Consider the following 19659-nt stretch of genomic DNA (forward strand, 5'->3'; position numbering starts at 1 on the left):
TTTAAAATATAAAATGATTTGCAGTTAAATAAAATTAGAATTTTTAAATGTTAAATCATAAAGTAACCTTTAATTAATTTTCAAAACTTTCAATTTTATGGGCTTTAAATATTTTAAAGCTTTACTTTATAGTATAAAATATAGAGAAAGTGGGGTAGCCTCTTTGGAAATAAACAACAAAGAAGAAAGCAAGAAAATTAATGTGTTAGAAGAATATGGTGTTGTAGGCTACCCCAAAGTATTGATAAGGATTTATGAAGATCAGGAAAAAAGAAGGCTTTACGATATAAAAGAACCGATATTAGATGATATTTCCATAAAAGTTTATAAAGAATTAATGGATATTGTATCAAAAGATATAGATTTATCTAAAAAACTAGCAGAAAAAAAGATTTTGGAAGAGGGTATAGATATTTTAATTCCAATAGCAAAAAATTTAGCATCTAAAAAATTAATAAAAGGTTTTCATATAAGAAGAGATGGAAAATTTAAGGAGCTGCAAAAAAGAATAGATGATATTGCTCTTGTTTCTTCTTATTATGTTTCAAGAGATTTAATAGGCTATGGAAAGATTGAGCCGCTAATAAGAGATCCATATATAGAAGACATATCATGCAACGGTCTTCACATACCAGTATTTGTTTATCACACAAAATACGAATGGCTTACTACAAACGTTGTCTTTAATACCCAAGAAGAGCTTGATTCTATTATAGCTAAGCTAGGGGTTAGAAGTAGCAGGGAGCCTTCTATTGCTACCCCAATAATAGAAGGCCTATTAAAGCCTGAAGGGTATAGGGTAAACATTGTTTTGGATACAGTATCTAGAAGAGGACATAGCTTTACTATAAGGAAGTTTAGGGCAGAACCATTTACATTAATAGAACTTATGAGGTCTAAGACTTTAGATCCACTTGTTGCAGCATTTATTTGGCTTTCTGTAGAAAACAAACAAGGAATAATATTTTATGGTCCTACTGGAAGCGGTAAAACGACTCTATTAAATGCATCTACAACTCTTTTGCCAACTGAATATAAAATAGTAACTGTGGAAGATACTCCTGAAGTTTATTTACCATTTCATGAAAACTGGGGCGCAATGATGACTAGATTATCAACGGATCCAAGAGTTGAAAATGTAACAATGCAGTCCCAAATAGAGGCTGCATTGAGGCAGAGACCTGATGTTATAATAGTTGGAGAAATAAGATCTAGAGAGGCATATGCATTTTTCCAAGCATTAGCAACTGGCCATGGAGGTTTAACAACAGTTCACGCAGAGTCTGCTGATGTTTTAATCAAGAGGCTTGTTTCACCTCCAATGAACGTGCCTGCTAGCCTTATATCGGCGGCCAGGCTGTTTGTTAATATTTTGAGAATAGAAGAAGGAGGCAATGTGTTTAGAAAAGTTATGAGAATAGATGAGTCTTGGGGATATGATGTTGAAACTAATAGTGTGTTGTTAAAAGAAAAAATATTATGGGATAGATATAAAAATTCTTGGTATATGAAAGGGAAGGAAAGCTATTTGTTAAAATCAGTTGCTTCTCTCAATTTAATAAGCTATGAGGAAGCATTTAATGATTTAAAAATGAGAGCAACAATATTAAATTGGCTTATGAATAAAAATGCTGATAATGCAATGCTTAATGAGGTTCTTAGATTATATAGAAGAAATCCTATAGATTTATATAATAAGGCTAAGGCAGAAACAGGAGAATTTAACATAGATATAAGGGGTGATTAAGATTAAATCATATAAAAATATTTTTTATAAAATTTTAATAAATTTGAACCATTTTTTCTATAATTTATTTTATAATTTAAAACCATGCAATCTCATAAAAAAACTAAGCCCTGAGATAGATTACATGATTTTGGGTTCCGGAATAAGTAAAGGATTTTATAATTATTGTAAAAGAGAAGTTACCTTAATTTTTCTTTTTTTACCTACATTATTATGGGAAGTTGTTTATATTTATTCAGGCCTATCGGGAAAATACGGCATTGAAAAAATTATAATAATTTCGATTCTAGCAGTTGTTTTAGGTTATTTATTGTCTCTTGGCTTAAGTATTTTAATTCCATCTTTCAAATACTCATCAAGAAAAGATGACTTAGAGGCAAAGTTTCATATATTTGCCTCAACTCTAACTTCTTTGCTTGCAGGTGGAGAAGGTCTTTCTCAAGCTCTTTTAACATTTGTTAATAAATATTCTGATGAATTAAAAGAATTTAACGTAGAAATGAACTATATAAAGACATATGTAACCTTAAATGAAAATCCTGCTAAAATATTAGAAGGGTTATCTAAAATAACCCCTTCCCCAAGCCTTAAGCTTTTGGCTCAATCCCTTGCAAGAGGAGCTGTTGCTGGGGCAGATTTGGTTCAAATAGCTCAGGATTCTATATCTTCCTATCTGAATTATTATTATTCTTTGGTTGAAAGAATATCCTCGTCTATTGGAACTCTATTGGAATCTTTTTTAGTTGTTGGTATTGTGGGTCCGGTCTTAATAGGAGTCATGGGAATGTTATTTACTGTTTATCCGGTTAGCACGATAAGTTTTACATCATTAATTATATTAGTTATATTTATACTAATACCTATAGTGTCTCTGATAACAGCTGTTCTAGCTGATAATCAAACATCAAAATTAAAGCTTTAGGTGAGGAAGATGAGAACTGTTGGCCCCCCAAGACCTTTAAAATATTTAATTTTTATTCCCGTGTCTGGAATTTTATCTTTGTTTATTTTCTATTATATATTTAAAAAATTATTTCCAACTCAATTCCCTGTATTTACAAGTTTTTCTAATATACCTGTTCCATCTACCATGATAACAATAATATATGTGGATTTATTTTTTGTTTTTTTATTGTTACCATACGCAATATATTCAAGGAAGTATAGCAATTATATGCTAGAGTTAAAAAGGCAGGCAAGATCATTTTTAGAAATTTATCCAAGCGTAGCTGCTTCATTACCTTCAGTTTCCCAAGCTATACTAGCTTCTGTAGAGCTGGTTGAGCCACCTTTAAAAGATTATTTAGCTGCTTTTGGCTCTCTGTATAAAATGACAGGTGATCTTGAAGGATCTTTTTTGAAAATCTTTTCTTCTTCACCAAGAGATGTAAGGTTATTGCTAACGTCTATATTAACAACTGCGAGAAGTGGAGGTAGAGCTAGTGATATTTTAAATGTCACAAGCAGGTATGCTGCAGAGCTTCAAAGGATGGAATTTTATTTGAAAAACAGATTGCAATCGTATTCTTCAGTAATAATTTTAGGCATAGCTGTTTATGGCTTCGCAGTAGGTATGACCATAGTTATGCTTGAGGTATTGAAGAAAAATGCAACATTTGGATTAACAGGAGTTATGACAGCAACCATAAATATACCAGGTATTTTAGGAATATTTTTCTATTCACTTTTAATAGTTTCTGCTACATCAGGTTATATTATAGCGAAGGTTATATCAGACTTTGCACCAAGAACAAGCGAATACTTCATTTATTTAATATTAATAGGCACATTCACTATGATAGTTGCTTTAAGTTTAGCATCACATGTTGTGATTTAAATTGGGTTATACGTTAATAAACTTTAAATAAAAATAAAAAATATCGGGTCAGACATTGAGAAATAAAAGGTCTGTTAGCAATATAGTTGCAGAAATAATGATGATACTAATAACTTTGGCTGTTGGATTTACATTGATAGTTTATTTATCATCTGCTGCTGGAGGATTCGTTAGCTTAACCAATAGCAATAATAATCAAGCCCAGCTTGCATTACAGCAATACATTGTCCCCATGGGTTCCTATATAAGTAATGGAAACTTATACTTTATATTTAATAGTGGTCCTATGGGGGCACAGATTAATAGCGTTTATATTAATAGCACATTGATCAATACCTGTTCCATTTTATTTAATAAAACTTCATATAGTTTATCTCATTACATACCTCCAGACGCAGTTGCTGTTATCAAATGTACAAACGTTAAATCAGTGACTTCATTAGTTACAGTATCATATAGCGGAGGAGAGGTATATGCAATGGCAAATCCATCGTAAAAAATCTCAGTCTGCAATAGTTGGAACTATAATATTTATTATAGCAGCATTTATTATAGCAGGAGTTATGTTTAGTCTTATAAATTACAATCAAAATGTTTTAACTACTCAAAAGAATTCTATACAGGTACAACAAATGGCAAGCTTAATGGAAAAGGATATATTTGCTTATTATAATTATACAAATAACAATATTTATATAAATGTTTCAGGTATGGTATATCCTTATAGCTATTACATATCAGGTATTTCAGTTATATTAAAAAATGGTAGTTATATAACTTTTGATTCATATTCTGGAGGTAGCAATTCTTTACAAATAATAGTTAAAGGAAGTAATAATAAGATAACAACGTATAATTCGTTACCAGTTTCTCTTGCTCCAAATTCATCGGCTTTAATAATTATAAGCAATGTTAAAAGTGATCCTATAGGTATTTCTGTAAGCGTTGTTAATGGGAAAGCCATAGCTTCGATACCTGTTGAGAATGTACAGCAAATTCTTTCAGCATTAAGAGGAACTGGTGTTATATATGTTGTTCCGCCAGTAAGTAAAATAATAACCAATAAATACTTTAATGTTAGTTTCTTAATAACAGAAGTCAATATACTTAATAAAACAGTATTTACTCCTGCAAATTCCCCCTATAACTATACATGGAGTGTATCTTTTGATTTAAATACAAAAGCAAACTCAGGTATTACTGGTACAGGTACATCAGTACCTGCGACAGTAACTCATAAAACTGTTACATTCTATACCATTATAAGTTTTTCTAATGGAAATAATGTTACGTTTATTAAGATTCCCTCAGGATACTATTATTACTATAATGTATCTAACCTATATTTTTGGATCACTATTAATAAAAACAAATATTATAATTTTACATGTTACGCTAATCCATCTAATGGTATAATATTTGTTAATCAAAACACTAACATAAGCATAACATATAATTGTTATCAAACATCATAATTAAGACGAATTGTTATCTATTCCTTGGCTCCCATCTCAATAAGTTTTTTCCTCAATTCTTGAGGTATTTCCATTGATTTGTTATTTATTTCATCATATACTACTGCAACAATTTTACATATTGCCGATAATTGATTGCTGCTTTCATTATGTATCTCGTATGTATACCTTATACTACTTTTTCCCAACAAAATTTCAGTTATATTAACGCTATATAAGTCTCCTGGCCTTAATGGGTTTTTGTAATCACACTCAGCATGAACTCTCGGCATTAGTAATCTTTTACCAACTTCTCCTTTTTGTGAAATATTTAATGATGCAAAGAAGTCTTCTTCAGTTCTTTCACATACTCTAAAGAAATTAGAAAAGTGCATCATTATAGCTGCATCCGTCTCACTCCAATAAACTCTGTATTTCGCTGAAAATATAGGCTTCACATTTATCACCAATTTTGAAAAAAATTAAGGGAATTAAAAGTTTTCTATTAGATAGAAAAACCTAATATTTAGAGAAATATAGAAAAAGATAGGTGCAAGAAATGTCAGCGTCGCCAGAGCCAGCAAGGAGATTCGTTTCACGTTTAAATTCATTGCTAGACAGGAGCGTTACAATAAAGCTAACCAATGGTAGATATTATGTAGGAAAGCTAACAGGTTATGATCCTGCAACTTACAGCGTTATGCTAGAATCAGCTAAAGATAATGAAGGAAATTTATGGCCTGTTTCTATAATTTATGGGGGAAGTATAAGTGAGATTTTAATTGGGGAAAGTGAGATTTTTAATGCAAAGGAGTTTTCAGAGTTTTTAACTAGGTTTGGTAATATTGAAAAGCATTTAATAAAAGTTTATGATGATATAAATGTGGTTGAAATTGGTAAAAACATAAAGGTTTCTAAAGATGGTGTTGAAGGTTCAGGTCCTTTGGCCCAAAAGATATACAGCATATTTAGAGAATATTTGAGGACGAAAGGAATTAATCAATAACAACGGTGTTTTAATTAATGTTTATTATAAAGGATTTTGAATTAGCTGGTAGAATAGGAATTTTAAAAACAAATAGGGGGATTATAGAAACTCCTGCATTTTTCCCAGTTATAGATCCTTTGAAGCAAGATGTTGGAATAAAGGAAATCGAAGAGATGGGATTTAATCAAATTATAACAAATGCTTATTTATCATATAAGAGATTTGGGGAAAAAGTAATTAGTGAAGGAATTCATAAGGTATTAGGATTTGATAAAGTAATAATGACTGATTCGGGGGCATATCAGGTATTAAAATATGGGAGTATTGATGTCAACCAGGAAACAGTTATGAACTTTGAAAAAGCTATTGGAAGTGATATTGCTGTTATTTTAGATAAGCCAACAGGAGACACTGATTTAAAGGAAGCTGAAGAGAGTGTTGAAGAAACATTAAAAAATGCTTACGATGCAGTTAAATTAAAAGATGATAAAACTATTTGGGTCCTTCCTATACAAGGAGGAAAATATTTAAATTTAGTTGAAAAAAGTGCCAGAGAATCATCAAATCTCCCATTTGAGATGTTTGCTATTGGTAGCCCAACAGTTTTTCTTGAAAAGTATGGTTATAATCTTATAATAGATATGATAGCGACTGCAAAGAAATACTTACCTCCAGAAAAACCTTTACACCTTTTTGGAGGAGGTCATCCATTAATTTTTCCATTTGCCATAGCAATGGGTGTAGATACATTTGATTCCGCTTCATATGAATTATATGCAAAAGATGATAGATATATAACGGATTATGGAACTGAAAAGTTAGAGGATTTAGAGTATTTTCCTTGCAATTGTCCAGTTTGTTCTAAATATACCCCTAAGGATTTAATGGAAATGGATGTAAAAGAGAGAAGGAAGCTTTTATCAATACATAACTTATATGCAATTAAAAAATCAATAAATAGAACTAAACAAGCAATAAGAGAAGGGAGGCTTTGGGAATTTTTAGTTGAGATCTCTAGGTATAGACCAGAAGCGCAAAGCGCCTTAAGATCATTAAGCAAACATATAAAGTATATGGATAGATTTAATCCTAAGTATAAGGGAAATCCTAGAGGGCTTAAGTTTTATGGAATAGAAAACACTTGGAATCCAAGAATTATTAACTATAAATCATGGGTTTTAACAAAATATGAAATAAAAGGAAAAGACGGAATTATAATGAAACCTTATAGAGGTTGCAAAAAAGAAGATATAAAAAATATGAATTTAATATATTACGCTCCTTACTTAGGTTTAATACCTTATGAAATTTGTGGTCTATATCCAACGGCTCAATTTCATTACGTTAATCCAATTCCAAAAGAAGTTGAAAATGAACTAGTTAATACTATTAGAGCGTTTATTATAAAGAATAGGCAAAATAAAATAATAAAGGTATTTGCAGATAAGAATATTTTATTTAGTTATAGTGTAGGAATTGAAGCTGAAAAATTAGGTGTAGAGGTTTTATGGAGTTAGATTTTTTGCATGAGCTGTCTGAACTTTTCTGCATTAGATTTGAATGATGATAGCATTTCAAGCCTTTCATTTCTTCTTTTTTCAGACTCAGCAATAATTTCTTTCTGCCAATCCTCTGTAACTTTAAATTCTGGTATTGGTTCGCTCCTACCCGTTGGTCCTACATGAACTAATGTGAAATAGCTTGTTGTTGTGTGTTTTTCTTCTCCAGTAATTTCATCTCTTTTAACCACTTTTGCAATAACTTCCATGCTGCTCTTCCCTATGTTTGTTAATGTGCTGTAAATGATTAAAGTCTCTCCAACCATTACTGGAGAATAAAAATCTGTTGTGTCTACAGATGCTGTAACAACAGGGCCTCTAGCGTACCTTGTTCCAACTAAAGCAGTTGATTCATCCAATAATCTCATAAGCTTGCCAGCAAATAAAGTGTTTAATGCCATAGCGTCTTCTGGCATAACAACTTTATAGTTCGTTATAGTAAACCTATCATCTAGACCTCTTGGAGGAGAAGAGTCTAAAGCCCTTTCTTTTCTATCCTTTATCCTGTTTTCCCTGTTTTTTCTCCTCTTTAAAGCATCTTGATATATTTCTTCCTCTTCCTTTGTTTTTGCTTCAATGCAAGCATCTAGCATTACAGGCCTTAAATCTTTACCTACAGCTACATACGTCATGTGGGCTAAAGTAGTTAGCCTCTTTTCATTAAGTATAGGATTTTCCGCTTCAACCAATAAGCTAACATCTATACTTGTATTTCCTATATAATCAACCCAAGCAGTTATGTTTGCATTTTCCCCAACTAATACGGGAGATATGAAAAATATGCTATCCATACCAGCTAATAAGGTTGGTCTCTTAGCTATCCTAGTTGCTTCCATGTTTGATACTTGTATCATCCAATCTTCTATAACTCCTCCAAATAACATGCCTAATGGGTTTGCATGCATAGGCATTACTTGAAATAATGTAGTTAACTTAGTTTCAAATGGGCTTAGTTTTCTTTTACATGGCATTACTTTCCCCATAGGAATAGTTGCAATAAAAATTAAATATATTTATTGCTAATAATTGTTGCATTTACCATCTATTAATATCTTTTTTACATCAACATTAATTCCATATTTAGACAAAACCTGTTTAATTTCTTCAATAGCTTGACCATCAACATCTATAATACTATCTTCATTCCTGCAATAAATATTTATATGAGGGAATGTTTGGTCTATCCTCATTTTCCCGTCTATATCAAATGTATCTATTATTTTTAAAGACTCTAACATCTTTATTGTATTATAAACTGTTGACATACCCACCCTAGGTAAAACTTTTTGTGTTTCATCATATATTTCCTTTAATGATGAATGATTTTTAACCATAGCTAATATAGTTTTTGATATAAGTATTCTTTGAGGTGTCATTCTAAGTTCTTTTTCGCTAAGTTTTTCTAGCACGTCTTTCATTCGGTCGTCTATATCTTGTTCTTTCATTTTAATCATCCATAAGTATTATGCATAGAAAGTTTTTAACTTTTTCTTATAAAAAATAGTTTCTTTATAATAAAAAATAGTAGTTATTATTGTGTTTTATTTATATTCAGGAGGCAAAGCGCTTAACAAGTTTTTAACGGCTTCAATACTCTTCATAAATCCTTGGCGTTCTTCGTTATTGAGTGGGACTTCTAATACTTTCTCAACTCCGTTCTTCCCTAATATAACTGGGACTTCTGCAACAACATCGTTAACTCCATATTCTCCTTGTAAAATAACGCTTGCAATTATTGCTCTCTTCTGATCGTTTTTAATTGCTTCTGCCATTAGTGTTAACCCAGCTGCTGGAGCCCAGTTGCTACTATAGCCTCTTAATTTAATTACTTCAGCACCTGCTCCAACTGTCTTCTTAACTATTTCATCAATTTGATCCTTTGTCATTAGTTCGCTTAATGGAACTCCTCCAACCATAGATAGTCTTGGTACTGGGAACATGTTTTCTCCATGCATACCTAAAACAATTGGCAAAATTGAAGCTGGACTAATACCTAATTTTTGGGATGCATAATAAGATAATCTTGGAGCATCTAATAATCCACTAAAACCAATAACTTGGTTTCTTGGGGCTTTTAGCCTCTTATAAACTACGTATGTCATTGCATCGCTTGGGTTTGTTAAAACTAAAACCTTTGCTTTCGGCGAATATTCTTTAATAGCATCAGATACTTCTGCCATTACTTTTGCATTTATTGCTAACAGCTCTTCTCTCGTCTGTCCAGCTTTTCTTGGGAAGCCTGCTGTAATTATAACAATATCTGAACCTGCCATGTCTTTATAATCATTTGATCCTATAACTTTCCTGCTAGACCCTATGGCTGCAGCCATGTGGCCTAAATCCAATGCTTCGCCTTGAGGCTTATCCTTTAAAATATCAATTAATACTACATCATCAACATCTCTCATTAAAAGAAAAGCACCAGTTGTTGCCCCAACCTTTCCTGCTCCACCTACTACTGTAATCAATTCTCCCAACCTCTACTAATTTTATAATTGTTAGAACCTGTAATTAGGTTTATATAAATGAGACGTATTGAATTTTTACTAAATCCCTTTTTAAACTTTAACGTAGTGTATTGGTCTATTCAATGCGAGTTCTGCAACTTCTTTTAATGCTTCAGACATAGTAGGGTGAGGAGGCATGCTAAATGACAGATCCTCAAGAGTTGCTTTTAACTTAACTGCAAGAGTTGCTGAAAGAGCTAGCTCAGATGCAAATGTTGATATTGCATGAACACCTATTATTCTATTAGAAGAATCATAGACTATTTTTATTAAGCCTATCTCTTCTTTTTCTATAACAGACCTTGCAAGCCCACCTAATGGTAATTTAGTTTCTTTGGCTTGAATCCCCAAAGAATTAGCCTGAGTTAATGTATAACCAACTGAAAATATTTCAGGCTTTGAGAAAATAACGCTAGGTATAATGCTATAGTCTATTTCTTTAAGGTTTCCTGAAACGCCCTCCGCGGCAGCAACTCCTTGAGCAAATGCTTTGTGGGCAAGCATTGGATTCCCAGTTACATCTCCTGAAGAGAAAATATTTGGGTTGGAAGTTCTCAAATATTTATCAACTTTTACAAAACCCTTTTCATCAGTTTCAACTTTTATGTTTGGTAGTAAAGTTTTCCTTCCTACTGATATGAAAACAGAATCGAATTCCATGTTTTCATTATTTATATTTACTATAACATATTTTTCTCTTTTTTCTTTAATTTCTTTTATTGTTGTGTTTTTTAATATCTTAACCCCTTTACTCTTTAAAGCCCTTTCAGCAAGTCTTGATATATCAGCATCTATATTAGGAAGTATTTTAGGCATAACTTCTATTAGAGTTACTTGAGAGCCTAGTGAAGAAAAAGCATTTGCATACTCTACTCCAACATAGCCTGCTCCAACTATTAAAATGCGGGAAGGTAATTCTTTTAGGCTAAGAATTGTTCTATTATTATGAATTATTTGGCCATCAGCTTTTATATTAGGTAGATCTGAAGGCTCTGAGCCCGTTGCTATTATTAATTTTTTCGACCTTAATCCGTTGTTTTCCTCAATAAAGTTATCATCACTTTCTTTAATGTTTGCATTTGAATAAAAAACATCTATTTTATTGTTTTTTAAAAGATATGAAATGCCTTCTCTTACCTTATCAGAGGCATTTATAGCTTCTTCAATAGCTGATGAAAAGCTCTTACCTTCAAGAGATGATTTTATTAATGCCTTTGTAGGTATACATCCATAATTTGTGCATTCCCCTCCAAGCTTGTTCTTTTCTATTAAGGCTACCCTTAAACCTAATTGTGAAGCTCTTATAGCTGCAGGATAACCTCCAGGGCCTCCCCCAACAACTATTAAATCGTAGAGCTCCATTTACTTCACCTAAATCCCTATTAATTCTTATCCATGTAAAAATAGCTTGTTAGTATTTTATATTGTCTAATGAATTTGAGCTATCTTTAGCAATGAATTTATCTTGTTAACAAATATAGCTTTTCTCCAATTTTTTCTCCTTCTGGATTTTTATTTATAATAAAATCTGTTTTGTGTAATGCCTTTAAATCGTTTATGAAATCTGATAAGCTTTCATCGGCAATAATTAATTTACCTTCAATTGGTTTGTTAAGGCTTATATTATGGGATTTCTTATAGGTCCAAACTTCCTTGTTTATTTCTATTATATCTAAAGCTTTTTTCATTAATTTTTCTTTTTCTTCTTTATTAAACATAGGTTCAGGAACTCTTTCTTCCATTATATCTTTATTATAAAGCATTTTGTAAGAGTAATATGTAACAAATGGCATTATAGGGGATAGCATAATTAATGACGATCTAAAGATTTCATGTAAGCCTTTCCAAGATGATTTCTGCTCTTCTTCATTAAATTCTTTCTCTCTATTATATGCTCTGTTCTTAACTAATTCAACATAATTTGATGCAAACACATCCCAAATTAATTCATACAATAGACTAATAGGTTCAAACATGTCTAAGGATTGGTAACCTTTATCAATTCTTTCTATATAATCTTGGGTTAGAGCTAAGAAAGCTCTTTCAGTTTCTGTATAATTAGTATAATTAGAATCTTCATATGGGAATGAAGAAATAAATCTAGATAAATTCCATATTTTCGTTGCAAAATTTCTCCCAGTTATAACTTTTTTCTCATCAAATCTATAGTCATAGCCAAGTCTTGCAGATATTGCAGCCCAATACCTAAAAGCATCAGCTCCATATTTGCTTACTATGGGATCGGGATCAATGACATTGCCTAATGATTTATGCATCGGTCTTCCTTTAGGATCTAATCCCATTCCAGTTATCCTTATGTACTTGAAGGCAGGTTTCTTAGTTAGTTGATAAACTCTTAATAATGAATAGTATAACCAAGATCTTATTATATCTTCTCCTTGTGGTCTTAGTGTGTTTTCTATGGCCTTTTCAAAAAATTCTTTGTTTTCATCCCATTTTGTTACATATAATACTGATATGCTTGAGTCAAACCAAGTATCAAAAACTCTTTTTTCTCCAACTATTTTTTCTTTGGGAGCATTACAAACTGGGCATCTATCAAATGGAACATCATCTAACCATGGCCTATAGTATTTACCTGGCTCAGGTGTTAGAATTGAGTTACAATTCGTGCATCTCCAAGCAGGTATTTCTGTTCCATAGTATCTATCCCTTGATATAGGCCAGTCCATAGATATGCTGTCTATCCAATCAAAAAGCTTTTTCTTATGCATTTCAGGTCTTATATCAATTTTGTTTATAATTTCTTTAAGTTCTCCTTTAAATGGAAGTTGTTTTAAGAAGAATTCTTTTCTGTTTATTATCTGCAATGGCGTTTTACATCTCCAACAAACTGGTATAGTATGTTTAATTTTTTCCTTTTTAACTAAAACTTTTTTCTTTTCAAGTTCTTCTACTATTTTCTTTCTTGCATCCATAACGGTTAGACCTGATAAGAAAGCTGAATTTTCTAGCATAGTTCCTATAGGGCTTATTAATACCTTAGGCTTTAAGTTAAGCTCTTTGAAAAGCCTTATATCATTTTCATCACCATAAGAACAGACCATCATTAATCCAGTTCCAAAATCCATATCAACGCTTGGATGCTCAATTATTTCCATTTCTACATCATATAATGGTGATATGGCTTTCTTTCCTCTTAACTCTTTATACCTTTCATCCTTTGGGTTATAAATTAATGCAGCGCAAGATGCTAAAAGTTCGGGCCTTGTTGTTGCAACTGTAACATATTTTTCTTCTCCCTTTATTTTAAAGTTTATATAATAAAGGTAACCTTCTTCTTCCTGATATTCAATTTCAGCCTCAGCTAATGTAGTCCCACATCTAGGGCACCATCTTACAGGTCTTTCATCTTCATAAATTAAACCTTTTTTAAACAATTCTATAAAGGTCTTTTGGGTCATCTTTCTGTATTTTTCGCTATCAGTTCCATCTTTCCAATAGTCGAAACTACATCCAAGCCTCTTCCAAACGTTAACTATGTCTTTTTCTGCATTATCTAAATAGCCTTTACATAAATCCAAAAATTTTTTCCTCCCTTCAGGAGTAGATGCCATATCTCTTGCTCTTATGTTATAAATTTTTTCCACTTGAACTTCAACAGGTAAACCATTTCTATCAGCATAAAAAGGAGAAATTACTTGGAATCCTTTTAACCTATAATATCTTGAAATCATGTCTATTTGAGAGTAATGAGCAGCTCCTCCAACATGCCATTTTCCACTTGCATATGGAGGAGGTGTATCTATAACTATTATTTTGTTTGATGCTTCATCAATTTTATTATCTTTTTTCTTTTTCTCCCACTCATTTAATATTAATAGTTCTAAAGACGGATCCCACTTTGTTTCATTAATTTTAGCCTTATTCTCTTCCATCTCAGTTACCTGGATTACTAGGAAATCATTAAATTAAAAATTTATTTAAGTCAGAGTTCTACCTAAATTAAAAATTAATATAAAAAATGTAAAAAGTCAAAGAACAGTATTGTTTAGAAAAAATAATAGGATTATAAAACACTGATAGGTATTTTAATTTATTAGTAATTGCTATAGCAATCTATTATTTTCTTGCCTAAAATTTAATTTTAAAACCTCTTAACAATTATTAAGTTATTCTCATATTTTTTGTATTATTACGGAGTTAAGTTTAAATATGTTACAGAAAAATTAAAGAATAGCGAATAAAAGAGGTGTTCGTATATCATGAAATATACGATTAAAGGTTTAAGTATGAGAAAAAATAATAAGGCAATATCTGATATAGTAGCGGTTGTCATGCTTATTTTAATTGCTATAGCTGCAGCAGTATTGATTTATTTGTGGCTAAGCGGATTAGTTGGTTCAGTACATTCATCAAATCCTGCCCTAACTGAAAGAATTAGCATAAATGCTGTTGTTATAAATTTCAGTAGCAGCACTTGGTACGTAACTGCTTATGTATTAAATTCTGGTTCTAGCCCCGTAACAATAAATGCCTTATATGTTTTAAATGCTAGCAATGGGGCAACATTATTTGGTGGTTCAACGTTATATAGCAGTGTTAACGGCGGCACGCAAACATCGTCTATTTCTATACCAGCTAACACAGTAGAACCAGTGGTTTATAGGGCAAGCTCTTCTCAAGTACCGTCAGCGGGTACTCCAATTATTGTTGAGGTAACAACAACAAATGGGGTTCAGGCAACTTATCAACTAACATGGCCTTAAACCTAAATAATTACTTTATTTTTATTTTCTTTTTTATATTAAATAGCTTAAATCACCAGGTATTTTAGGTATATTACCAGATATATTTAATACATCTTTTTCTAAATCATTAACTATTTTATCAATATTTTCATCTATTTTATCAATTTCAACTTTCTTTTCAACCCTTTTCCCATCATAAACAGATACAGTTATCTTTTTGCTTTCAACTTCTTTTTTACCAACATAAATTATTATTGGAGGCTTTGCAGTAGTCTCTATTTGTCTAACATCTCCTGATAAGCTGGTCCTGCTAGTCTCTTTATATCCAGACCTAAATCCATTTTTAATAAGCTCTTTATGTATACCTTTAGCTACATCTTCAACTTTTTCATCACTCTCATCTCCAGCTTTTATTGCCAATACTGCGAATTGTAGAGGTGATATGGAAAATGGCAACCTACCTTTATAGTTATCTAAATAAACACCCAAAAACCTCTCAATAGATCCAAGTAAAGCTCTATGTATAACATAAACGTTTATATCACCGAAAACTTCTTTTACCATATCATAAATCTTAAATCTCCTTGCTAAGTTAAAATCAAACTGTATAGTTCCTAGTTGCCACTCCTTGTTATCTTCCATCTTAACTATAACATCAATTTTAGGTCCATAAAATGCTGCTTCCCCAATACCTTTTATAAATGAGATCCCATAATCTTTCCCTATTTTTTCTGCAGCCTTTTCCAAAAATTCCTCAGCCTTTTCCCATTCATCTAGACTTCCCATAAATTCAGTTCCTATTTTGCTTCTATCAGATACGCTTAATCTTATTTTTATGGTCTCTGGTGAAACTTTTATCTTAAAAAGTTTGGAATATATGGTTATCATTTCATCAAATACATCAGTAACGACTTTTACAGCATCTTTTTCAGGGGTTATTATATGGGCATCATCTTGGGTAAAAGCCCTTGCCCTTAATAAACCGAAAACGCTCCCACTTGGCTCTAGCCTATGAACCCTTCCTAACTCAAATACCTTAAAAGGTAGCTGTATTTTACCCCTATATTTGCCAAGTTCATTCAAGAATATCATTAAATGGAAAGGACAATTCATTGGTTTGACAGCATAATCTTTATCTTCTAGATGAAAGACATACATGTTTTGCTTATAATACCCCATATGGCCTGATACTTCAAAAAGCGAAGTGCTGCTTATTAATGGGGTTTCAGCAATATAATAACCCCTCCTTGCATGGAAATTAGTTAGTATTTGATATAATGAAGACCTTAAATAACCGCCCCCTAAACTAAACAGAGGTATGCCAATGCCTATATAATAGCCAAATTCTCTCTCCAATTTGGGCACATTGGTTTCAGGCTTTATTGCTATGTCTAGGTCATATGCATAATCCATGTGGTTTTTTTCAGCTTTTTCGCTCATAATTTTACACCTCTTAAATTTTTATTAGATTAAAATTTAAATCTTTCATTATTGTCTATGAGTTATTTATTAATTATGAGCTTTTATTTTGAAACGATTTTTTATATTTGGGAGAAGAAATGGAGGTAAAAATAATTCCGGTAATCCATAATATTAGCAGTGTGCAAAAACTTATAGATATGGCTAGGCTTAGCTTTGGTTTTGGTTACAAAAACATAATCATAACAAAAGCATACGGAGGTGCAGCTCAAAACGGTGTTGCTGAGGTATTTAAGATATCCTTAAAAGAAAACAAAGGGGTTGTTGTTTTACCTGATTTAAAAGATGTAATAGATCTCTACAATCCAAAAAAGGTAATATTAATAGATAAAGAGAATTCAAAAGACGAGATAGATATTGTTAACCCCCCGGTTAACAATGATCTAATGCTTGTATTTAATGGATCGGATTCATCATTTTCTCCTTCTGAAATTTCTCTTGGAGAGCCGTATTATATAAAAGGGGTTAAAGGTAAGATTGGTAGTGTTGCCGAAGCTGCCCTCTTGCTTTATGCGTATTCAAAATTCTTAGCTTAAATAGAAATAACATAAGTTTTCCTTAAAGATTTCATTTAATAGCACCAGAGACCCTGCTTGCAAGGGCGGGGTAATTTACTATTTACGGCCAATTTGTTTGGTAAGTTGCCTTAACTCCGTTAGTAGTTATAACCTCTATAATCACAGGAGTGCCTGGATTAACATGAACTTTAGTATTGTTTGATGCATATACAAGCCCAACGCTTTTAGGATTTATATTTAAGTTCCCAGATGGTGTGTTATTAAAGAATATTAATGAGTTATTGTAGTATAAAACTGCAACGCTGCTTATAGACGTTTGAGATCCTAGATTTTGCACATAAGCGTAAGCTATATAATTATTGTTTCTATACGTTATGTTAGCTGAACTAATTTCAATTTTTACATATAGTGCTGGATCATTATAGTGCATTGACCCTATTAAACCATTTAGCCAAACATATAACAGTAAAGAGGCTGAGATAGCTACTATTATTAGCATAACGACAGCAACTATTTCAGATATTGATCTCTTTTTGCTCATTTTTTCCACCATATTTATTATTTAAATCTAAATTTAAAAACTTAAGCAATTTATTCCCTACACTTTCCCTACACTTCCCAGAGGTTCCCTAATATAGCTTAAATTACATAATCTAAGATGGGTGATAAAAAGTGAAAGGATTTGGCATAAAGATTGCCTCTTTGCTATTGACTTTGATGGTAATAGGGGCTATAATCTTTCCCTTTGTAAATGCTCAGCCTTCAAGTAATAATGGAAATGCAGAAAACCAAAACTCAACATTAATTCTATTAAATATAACTAGTAAAGCAATTAACTTTGCTAAAAATAATGGTATAAATGTTACATTGGCTCAAAAATACTATCAATTAGCTCTATCATCATATAATGAAGGCAACTATACACAAGCACAAATATATTTACATTTAGCTATGAAGGTATTGGCAAAGCAAATGGAAAGTAAAAAAGAAACGGTAACGCCTGTTTTACAGGCTGAAGGTATTAAGGTACAATTAAAGCTAATAGAGAACTTTGTTAGCAAGAGCAAATTATTTAATGAAACATATAAAAACATGATATTATCTCAAATAAATCAATCTTTATTATATTTAAATGAAGGAAATGTAAGCCAAGCGGCTAAAACTCTTTCAGAGATAAAGCAAGAACTTATGCAGGCATCAGTAAAGATATCAGATGTAGCCAAACAAAGAGTTTCCCACTTTATAAAGAACAAAATTAAAAACGAAATTAATAATATGAATAAAATGTTTGAGTCAGAGATGGGGAATGTTACATCAGAGTTCAGTTATAACGTTAATGTAACACCAGTTTTAAGTCTTGTTGAAAAAGAAATTAATTCAACTAATATAAGCGTTAACACATACGCCCACATACTAATTGCTTTAAACAATTTGGAAAACTTCATAGTAAATCAAAAGATTTCGTTTGTTTTCAATTTGTCTGGCAGAAATAAAGAGCTATGGGGAATTTTAATCAATCTAGAGGCTATAAACAGGTCTTTAAATATGGTATCTGCTAGGACAAATAACCAAAATATAAATAATGCAATAAGTCTTATGGAAGAGTCAATAAACGAGACCAAATTCTCCATTAAGGAATGGTATATAGGTAATGATACTGGAGCATTAAAACTCATAAACGAATCAATTCAAAATGATATACAGGCTCAACAATACTTATCTAATACATCAGGTATGGCAAACATGCTCATACCAATTTCAAATAGAATATATAAACTGGACTATATGGTGCTTAAATTAATAAACAACACTATAATAATTGGTAAAAGCGTTGAAATAGAAGGCTTTGTTATTTGGAACCTATCATCAAACAGCTATTTAATAGTTGGTCATATAATATCAATAGGAAATAATATGATGTTTATGCCTGTAACCGAGCACATGTGGCAATTGATGATAATAAATGTTTCCAAGTCAACGCAAATAAATGGAACCATATATCCAAATGAAGTCGTTAAAATAAACGGTATTATAACTGGAAAATACTATGCTATATATGAGGTAAATGCAACCCAAATAACTGTTTTAAGCAATTCAACAAATACAGTTAATTCATAACGGTGTTAATAATGAATATTAAAGTACCAATACTGCTTTCATTAATTTTTATTATCTTTTTAATGCCTTTAGTTGGACATGCTTATCAATCCTACCAATATAGCCAACTGTACATTGATGAGTATGGTGATCTAAGCGGCTATTTTATAGTAAATGTTACTAATGCCCCAACAGTTGTGACTATAAACATACCTGGAAATATATCTGCGTATGAAGCTGTTAGCGGCAATACAAGCTTACCAGTTACAATTAATAGAAATAATGTTAGCGTTTTGGTCGAAAATAATAGTATAGTAAACTTGTCATTTATTTCTTTTAACGCTGCAATACAAAAAGGTGAGACATTTTTCCTAGACATAGACTTGCCTTCATACACAAATCTAATTTTACCTAGCAACGCTGTTATAATTTACACAAATGCAACAATACAGGGCATTAATGGAAATACAATAAGTCTATATCCTGGAAACATTGAAATAGAATATTCAATTCAAAATATCACAACTACTTCTACTACAACTATTACCTCAACATCTACTATTACCTCAAATTCTTCTACATCGACCTCCTCTACAACGCCTCCCTCAACCTCAATATCGCCTACAACAAAAGGCATAATATTATATGGGGTTATTGGCATTGTAGTAGTTATAATAGCAATAGCAGTTTTATTATTATTGAGAAGATCTAAATAAATATTTACAAAAGTTTTTATTTTCTATATATAAATTATTTATAGG

19 protein-coding genes are annotated in these 19659 nt (G+C 31.5%); 11 read left to right on the forward strand and 8 right to left on the reverse strand.

The window, feature by feature from the left end; translation table 11 throughout:
• Nucleotides 1–163 precede the first annotated feature (163 nt).
• The 5 genes from Q0C16_RS02480 to Q0C16_RS02500 all read left to right on the forward strand — a co-directional run bounded on the left by Q0C16_RS02480 (nt 164) and on the right by Q0C16_RS02500 (nt 5059).
• Nucleotides 164–1747, forward strand: a complete 1584-nt coding sequence (locus Q0C16_RS02480) for a type II/IV secretion system ATPase subunit (RefSeq protein WP_292319459.1) — start codon at nt 164–166, stop codon at nt 1745–1747.
• A 124-nt stretch (nt 1748–1871) separates the two neighbouring features.
• Nucleotides 1872–2669 carry a type II secretion system F family protein gene (locus tag Q0C16_RS02485; protein ID WP_292319460.1) on the forward strand — a complete coding sequence of 266 codons (798 nt, stop codon included), beginning with the start codon at nt 1872–1874 and terminating at the stop codon, nt 2667–2669.
• 9 nt (nt 2670–2678) lie between these two features.
• Nucleotides 2679–3584 carry a hypothetical protein gene (locus Q0C16_RS02490; protein WP_292319461.1) on the forward strand — a complete coding sequence of 302 codons (906 nt, stop codon included), beginning with the start codon at nt 2679–2681 and terminating at the stop codon, nt 3582–3584.
• A gap of 55 nt (nt 3585–3639) precedes the next feature.
• Nucleotides 3640–4080: a hypothetical protein gene (locus Q0C16_RS02495; RefSeq protein ID WP_292319462.1), complete on the forward strand. Its 441-nt coding sequence runs from the start codon at nt 3640–3642 to the stop codon at nt 4078–4080.
• Nucleotides 4058–5059, forward strand: coding sequence for a hypothetical protein (locus Q0C16_RS02500; protein WP_292319463.1), 1002 nt, complete (start codon nt 4058–4060; stop codon nt 5057–5059). The genes Q0C16_RS02495 and Q0C16_RS02500 overlap by 23 nt, the downstream gene beginning before the upstream one ends.
• 17 nt (nt 5060–5076) lie before the next feature.
• On the opposite strand, the gene Q0C16_RS02505 is transcribed toward Q0C16_RS02500, so the two are convergent.
• Entirely contained in the window at nt 5077–5505 is a 429-nt protein-coding gene (locus Q0C16_RS02505; protein ID WP_292319464.1) for a thioesterase family protein, read from the reverse strand.
• A gap of 92 nt (nt 5506–5597) precedes the next feature.
• Here Q0C16_RS02505 and Q0C16_RS02510 point away from each other — a divergent pair, with 92 nt between their 5' ends.
• Nucleotides 5598–6044: an Lsm family RNA-binding protein gene (locus Q0C16_RS02510; RefSeq protein ID WP_292319465.1), complete on the forward strand. Its 447-nt coding sequence runs from the start codon at nt 5598–5600 to the stop codon at nt 6042–6044.
• A 17-nt stretch (nt 6045–6061) separates the two neighbouring features.
• On the forward strand, nt 6062–7543 hold the full coding sequence (tgtA, locus tag Q0C16_RS02515; RefSeq protein ID WP_292319466.1) for a tRNA guanosine(15) transglycosylase TgtA: 1482 nt from the start codon (nt 6062–6064) through the stop codon (nt 7541–7543).
• Here tgtA and Q0C16_RS02520 read toward each other — a convergent pair.
• The 5 genes from Q0C16_RS02520 to Q0C16_RS02540 all read right to left on the reverse strand — a co-directional run bounded on the left by Q0C16_RS02520 (nt 7540) and on the right by Q0C16_RS02540 (nt 13991).
• The gene (locus tag Q0C16_RS02520) at nt 7540–8556 is read right to left on the reverse strand and encodes an acyl-CoA thioesterase (protein WP_292319467.1); all 1017 of its coding nucleotides are present in this window, start codon (nt 8554–8556) and stop codon (nt 7540–7542) included. The genes tgtA and Q0C16_RS02520 overlap by 4 nt on opposite strands.
• 48 nt (nt 8557–8604) lie before the next feature.
• The gene (locus tag Q0C16_RS02525; RefSeq protein WP_292319468.1) at nt 8605–9030 is read right to left on the reverse strand and encodes a Fur family transcriptional regulator; all 426 of its coding nucleotides are present in this window, start codon (nt 9028–9030) and stop codon (nt 8605–8607) included.
• Between the two features lie 96 nt (nt 9031–9126).
• Entirely contained in the window at nt 9127–10053 is a 927-nt protein-coding gene (locus Q0C16_RS02530) for a malate dehydrogenase (protein WP_292319469.1), read from the reverse strand.
• A gap of 90 nt (nt 10054–10143) precedes the next feature.
• A complete protein-coding gene (gene lpdA, locus Q0C16_RS02535; RefSeq protein WP_292319470.1) occupies nt 10144–11454 on the reverse strand; it encodes a dihydrolipoyl dehydrogenase in 1311 nt (436 codons plus the stop codon).
• 98 nt (nt 11455–11552) lie between these two features.
• Nucleotides 11553–13991 carry a valine--tRNA ligase gene (locus Q0C16_RS02540; RefSeq protein WP_292319471.1) on the reverse strand — a complete coding sequence of 813 codons (2439 nt, stop codon included), beginning with the start codon at nt 13989–13991 and terminating at the stop codon, nt 11553–11555.
• 327 nt (nt 13992–14318) lie between these two features.
• On the opposite strand from Q0C16_RS02540, the gene Q0C16_RS02545 reads away from it, so the two are divergent.
• Nucleotides 14319–14822 (forward strand): archaellin/type IV pilin N-terminal domain-containing protein, encoded by a 504-nt coding sequence (locus Q0C16_RS02545; RefSeq protein WP_292319472.1) that lies wholly within the window; start codon nt 14319–14321, stop codon nt 14820–14822.
• A 33-nt stretch (nt 14823–14855) separates the two neighbouring features.
• On the opposite strand, the gene Q0C16_RS02550 is transcribed toward Q0C16_RS02545, so the two are convergent.
• Nucleotides 14856–16244: an aminoacyl--tRNA ligase-related protein gene (locus tag Q0C16_RS02550; protein ID WP_292319473.1), complete on the reverse strand. Its 1389-nt coding sequence runs from the start codon at nt 16242–16244 to the stop codon at nt 14856–14858.
• Nucleotides 16245–16351: 107 nt separating this feature from the next.
• Between Q0C16_RS02550 and Q0C16_RS02555 the strand changes: the two genes are divergently transcribed.
• On the forward strand, nt 16352–16819 hold the full coding sequence (locus Q0C16_RS02555; protein WP_292319474.1) for a RecB-family nuclease: 468 nt from the start codon (nt 16352–16354) through the stop codon (nt 16817–16819).
• A gap of 82 nt (nt 16820–16901) precedes the next feature.
• Here Q0C16_RS02555 and Q0C16_RS02560 read toward each other — a convergent pair whose 3' ends face one another.
• Nucleotides 16902–17342: a hypothetical protein gene (locus Q0C16_RS02560; protein WP_292319475.1), complete on the reverse strand. Its 441-nt coding sequence runs from the start codon at nt 17340–17342 to the stop codon at nt 16902–16904.
• A gap of 131 nt (nt 17343–17473) precedes the next feature.
• Here Q0C16_RS02560 and Q0C16_RS02565 point away from each other — a divergent pair, with 131 nt between their 5' ends.
• Entirely contained in the window at nt 17474–18919 is a 1446-nt protein-coding gene (locus Q0C16_RS02565) for a hypothetical protein (RefSeq protein ID WP_292319476.1), read from the forward strand.
• 11 nt (nt 18920–18930) lie between these two features.
• Nucleotides 18931–19614 (forward strand): hypothetical protein, encoded by a 684-nt coding sequence (locus tag Q0C16_RS02570; RefSeq protein WP_292319477.1) that lies wholly within the window; start codon nt 18931–18933, stop codon nt 19612–19614.
• Nucleotides 19615–19659: the final 45 nt, after the last annotated feature.

The organism is Caldisphaera sp., from assembly GCF_023256325.1.
Taxonomy (GTDB): domain Archaea; phylum Thermoproteota; class Thermoprotei_A; order Sulfolobales; family Acidilobaceae; genus Caldisphaera.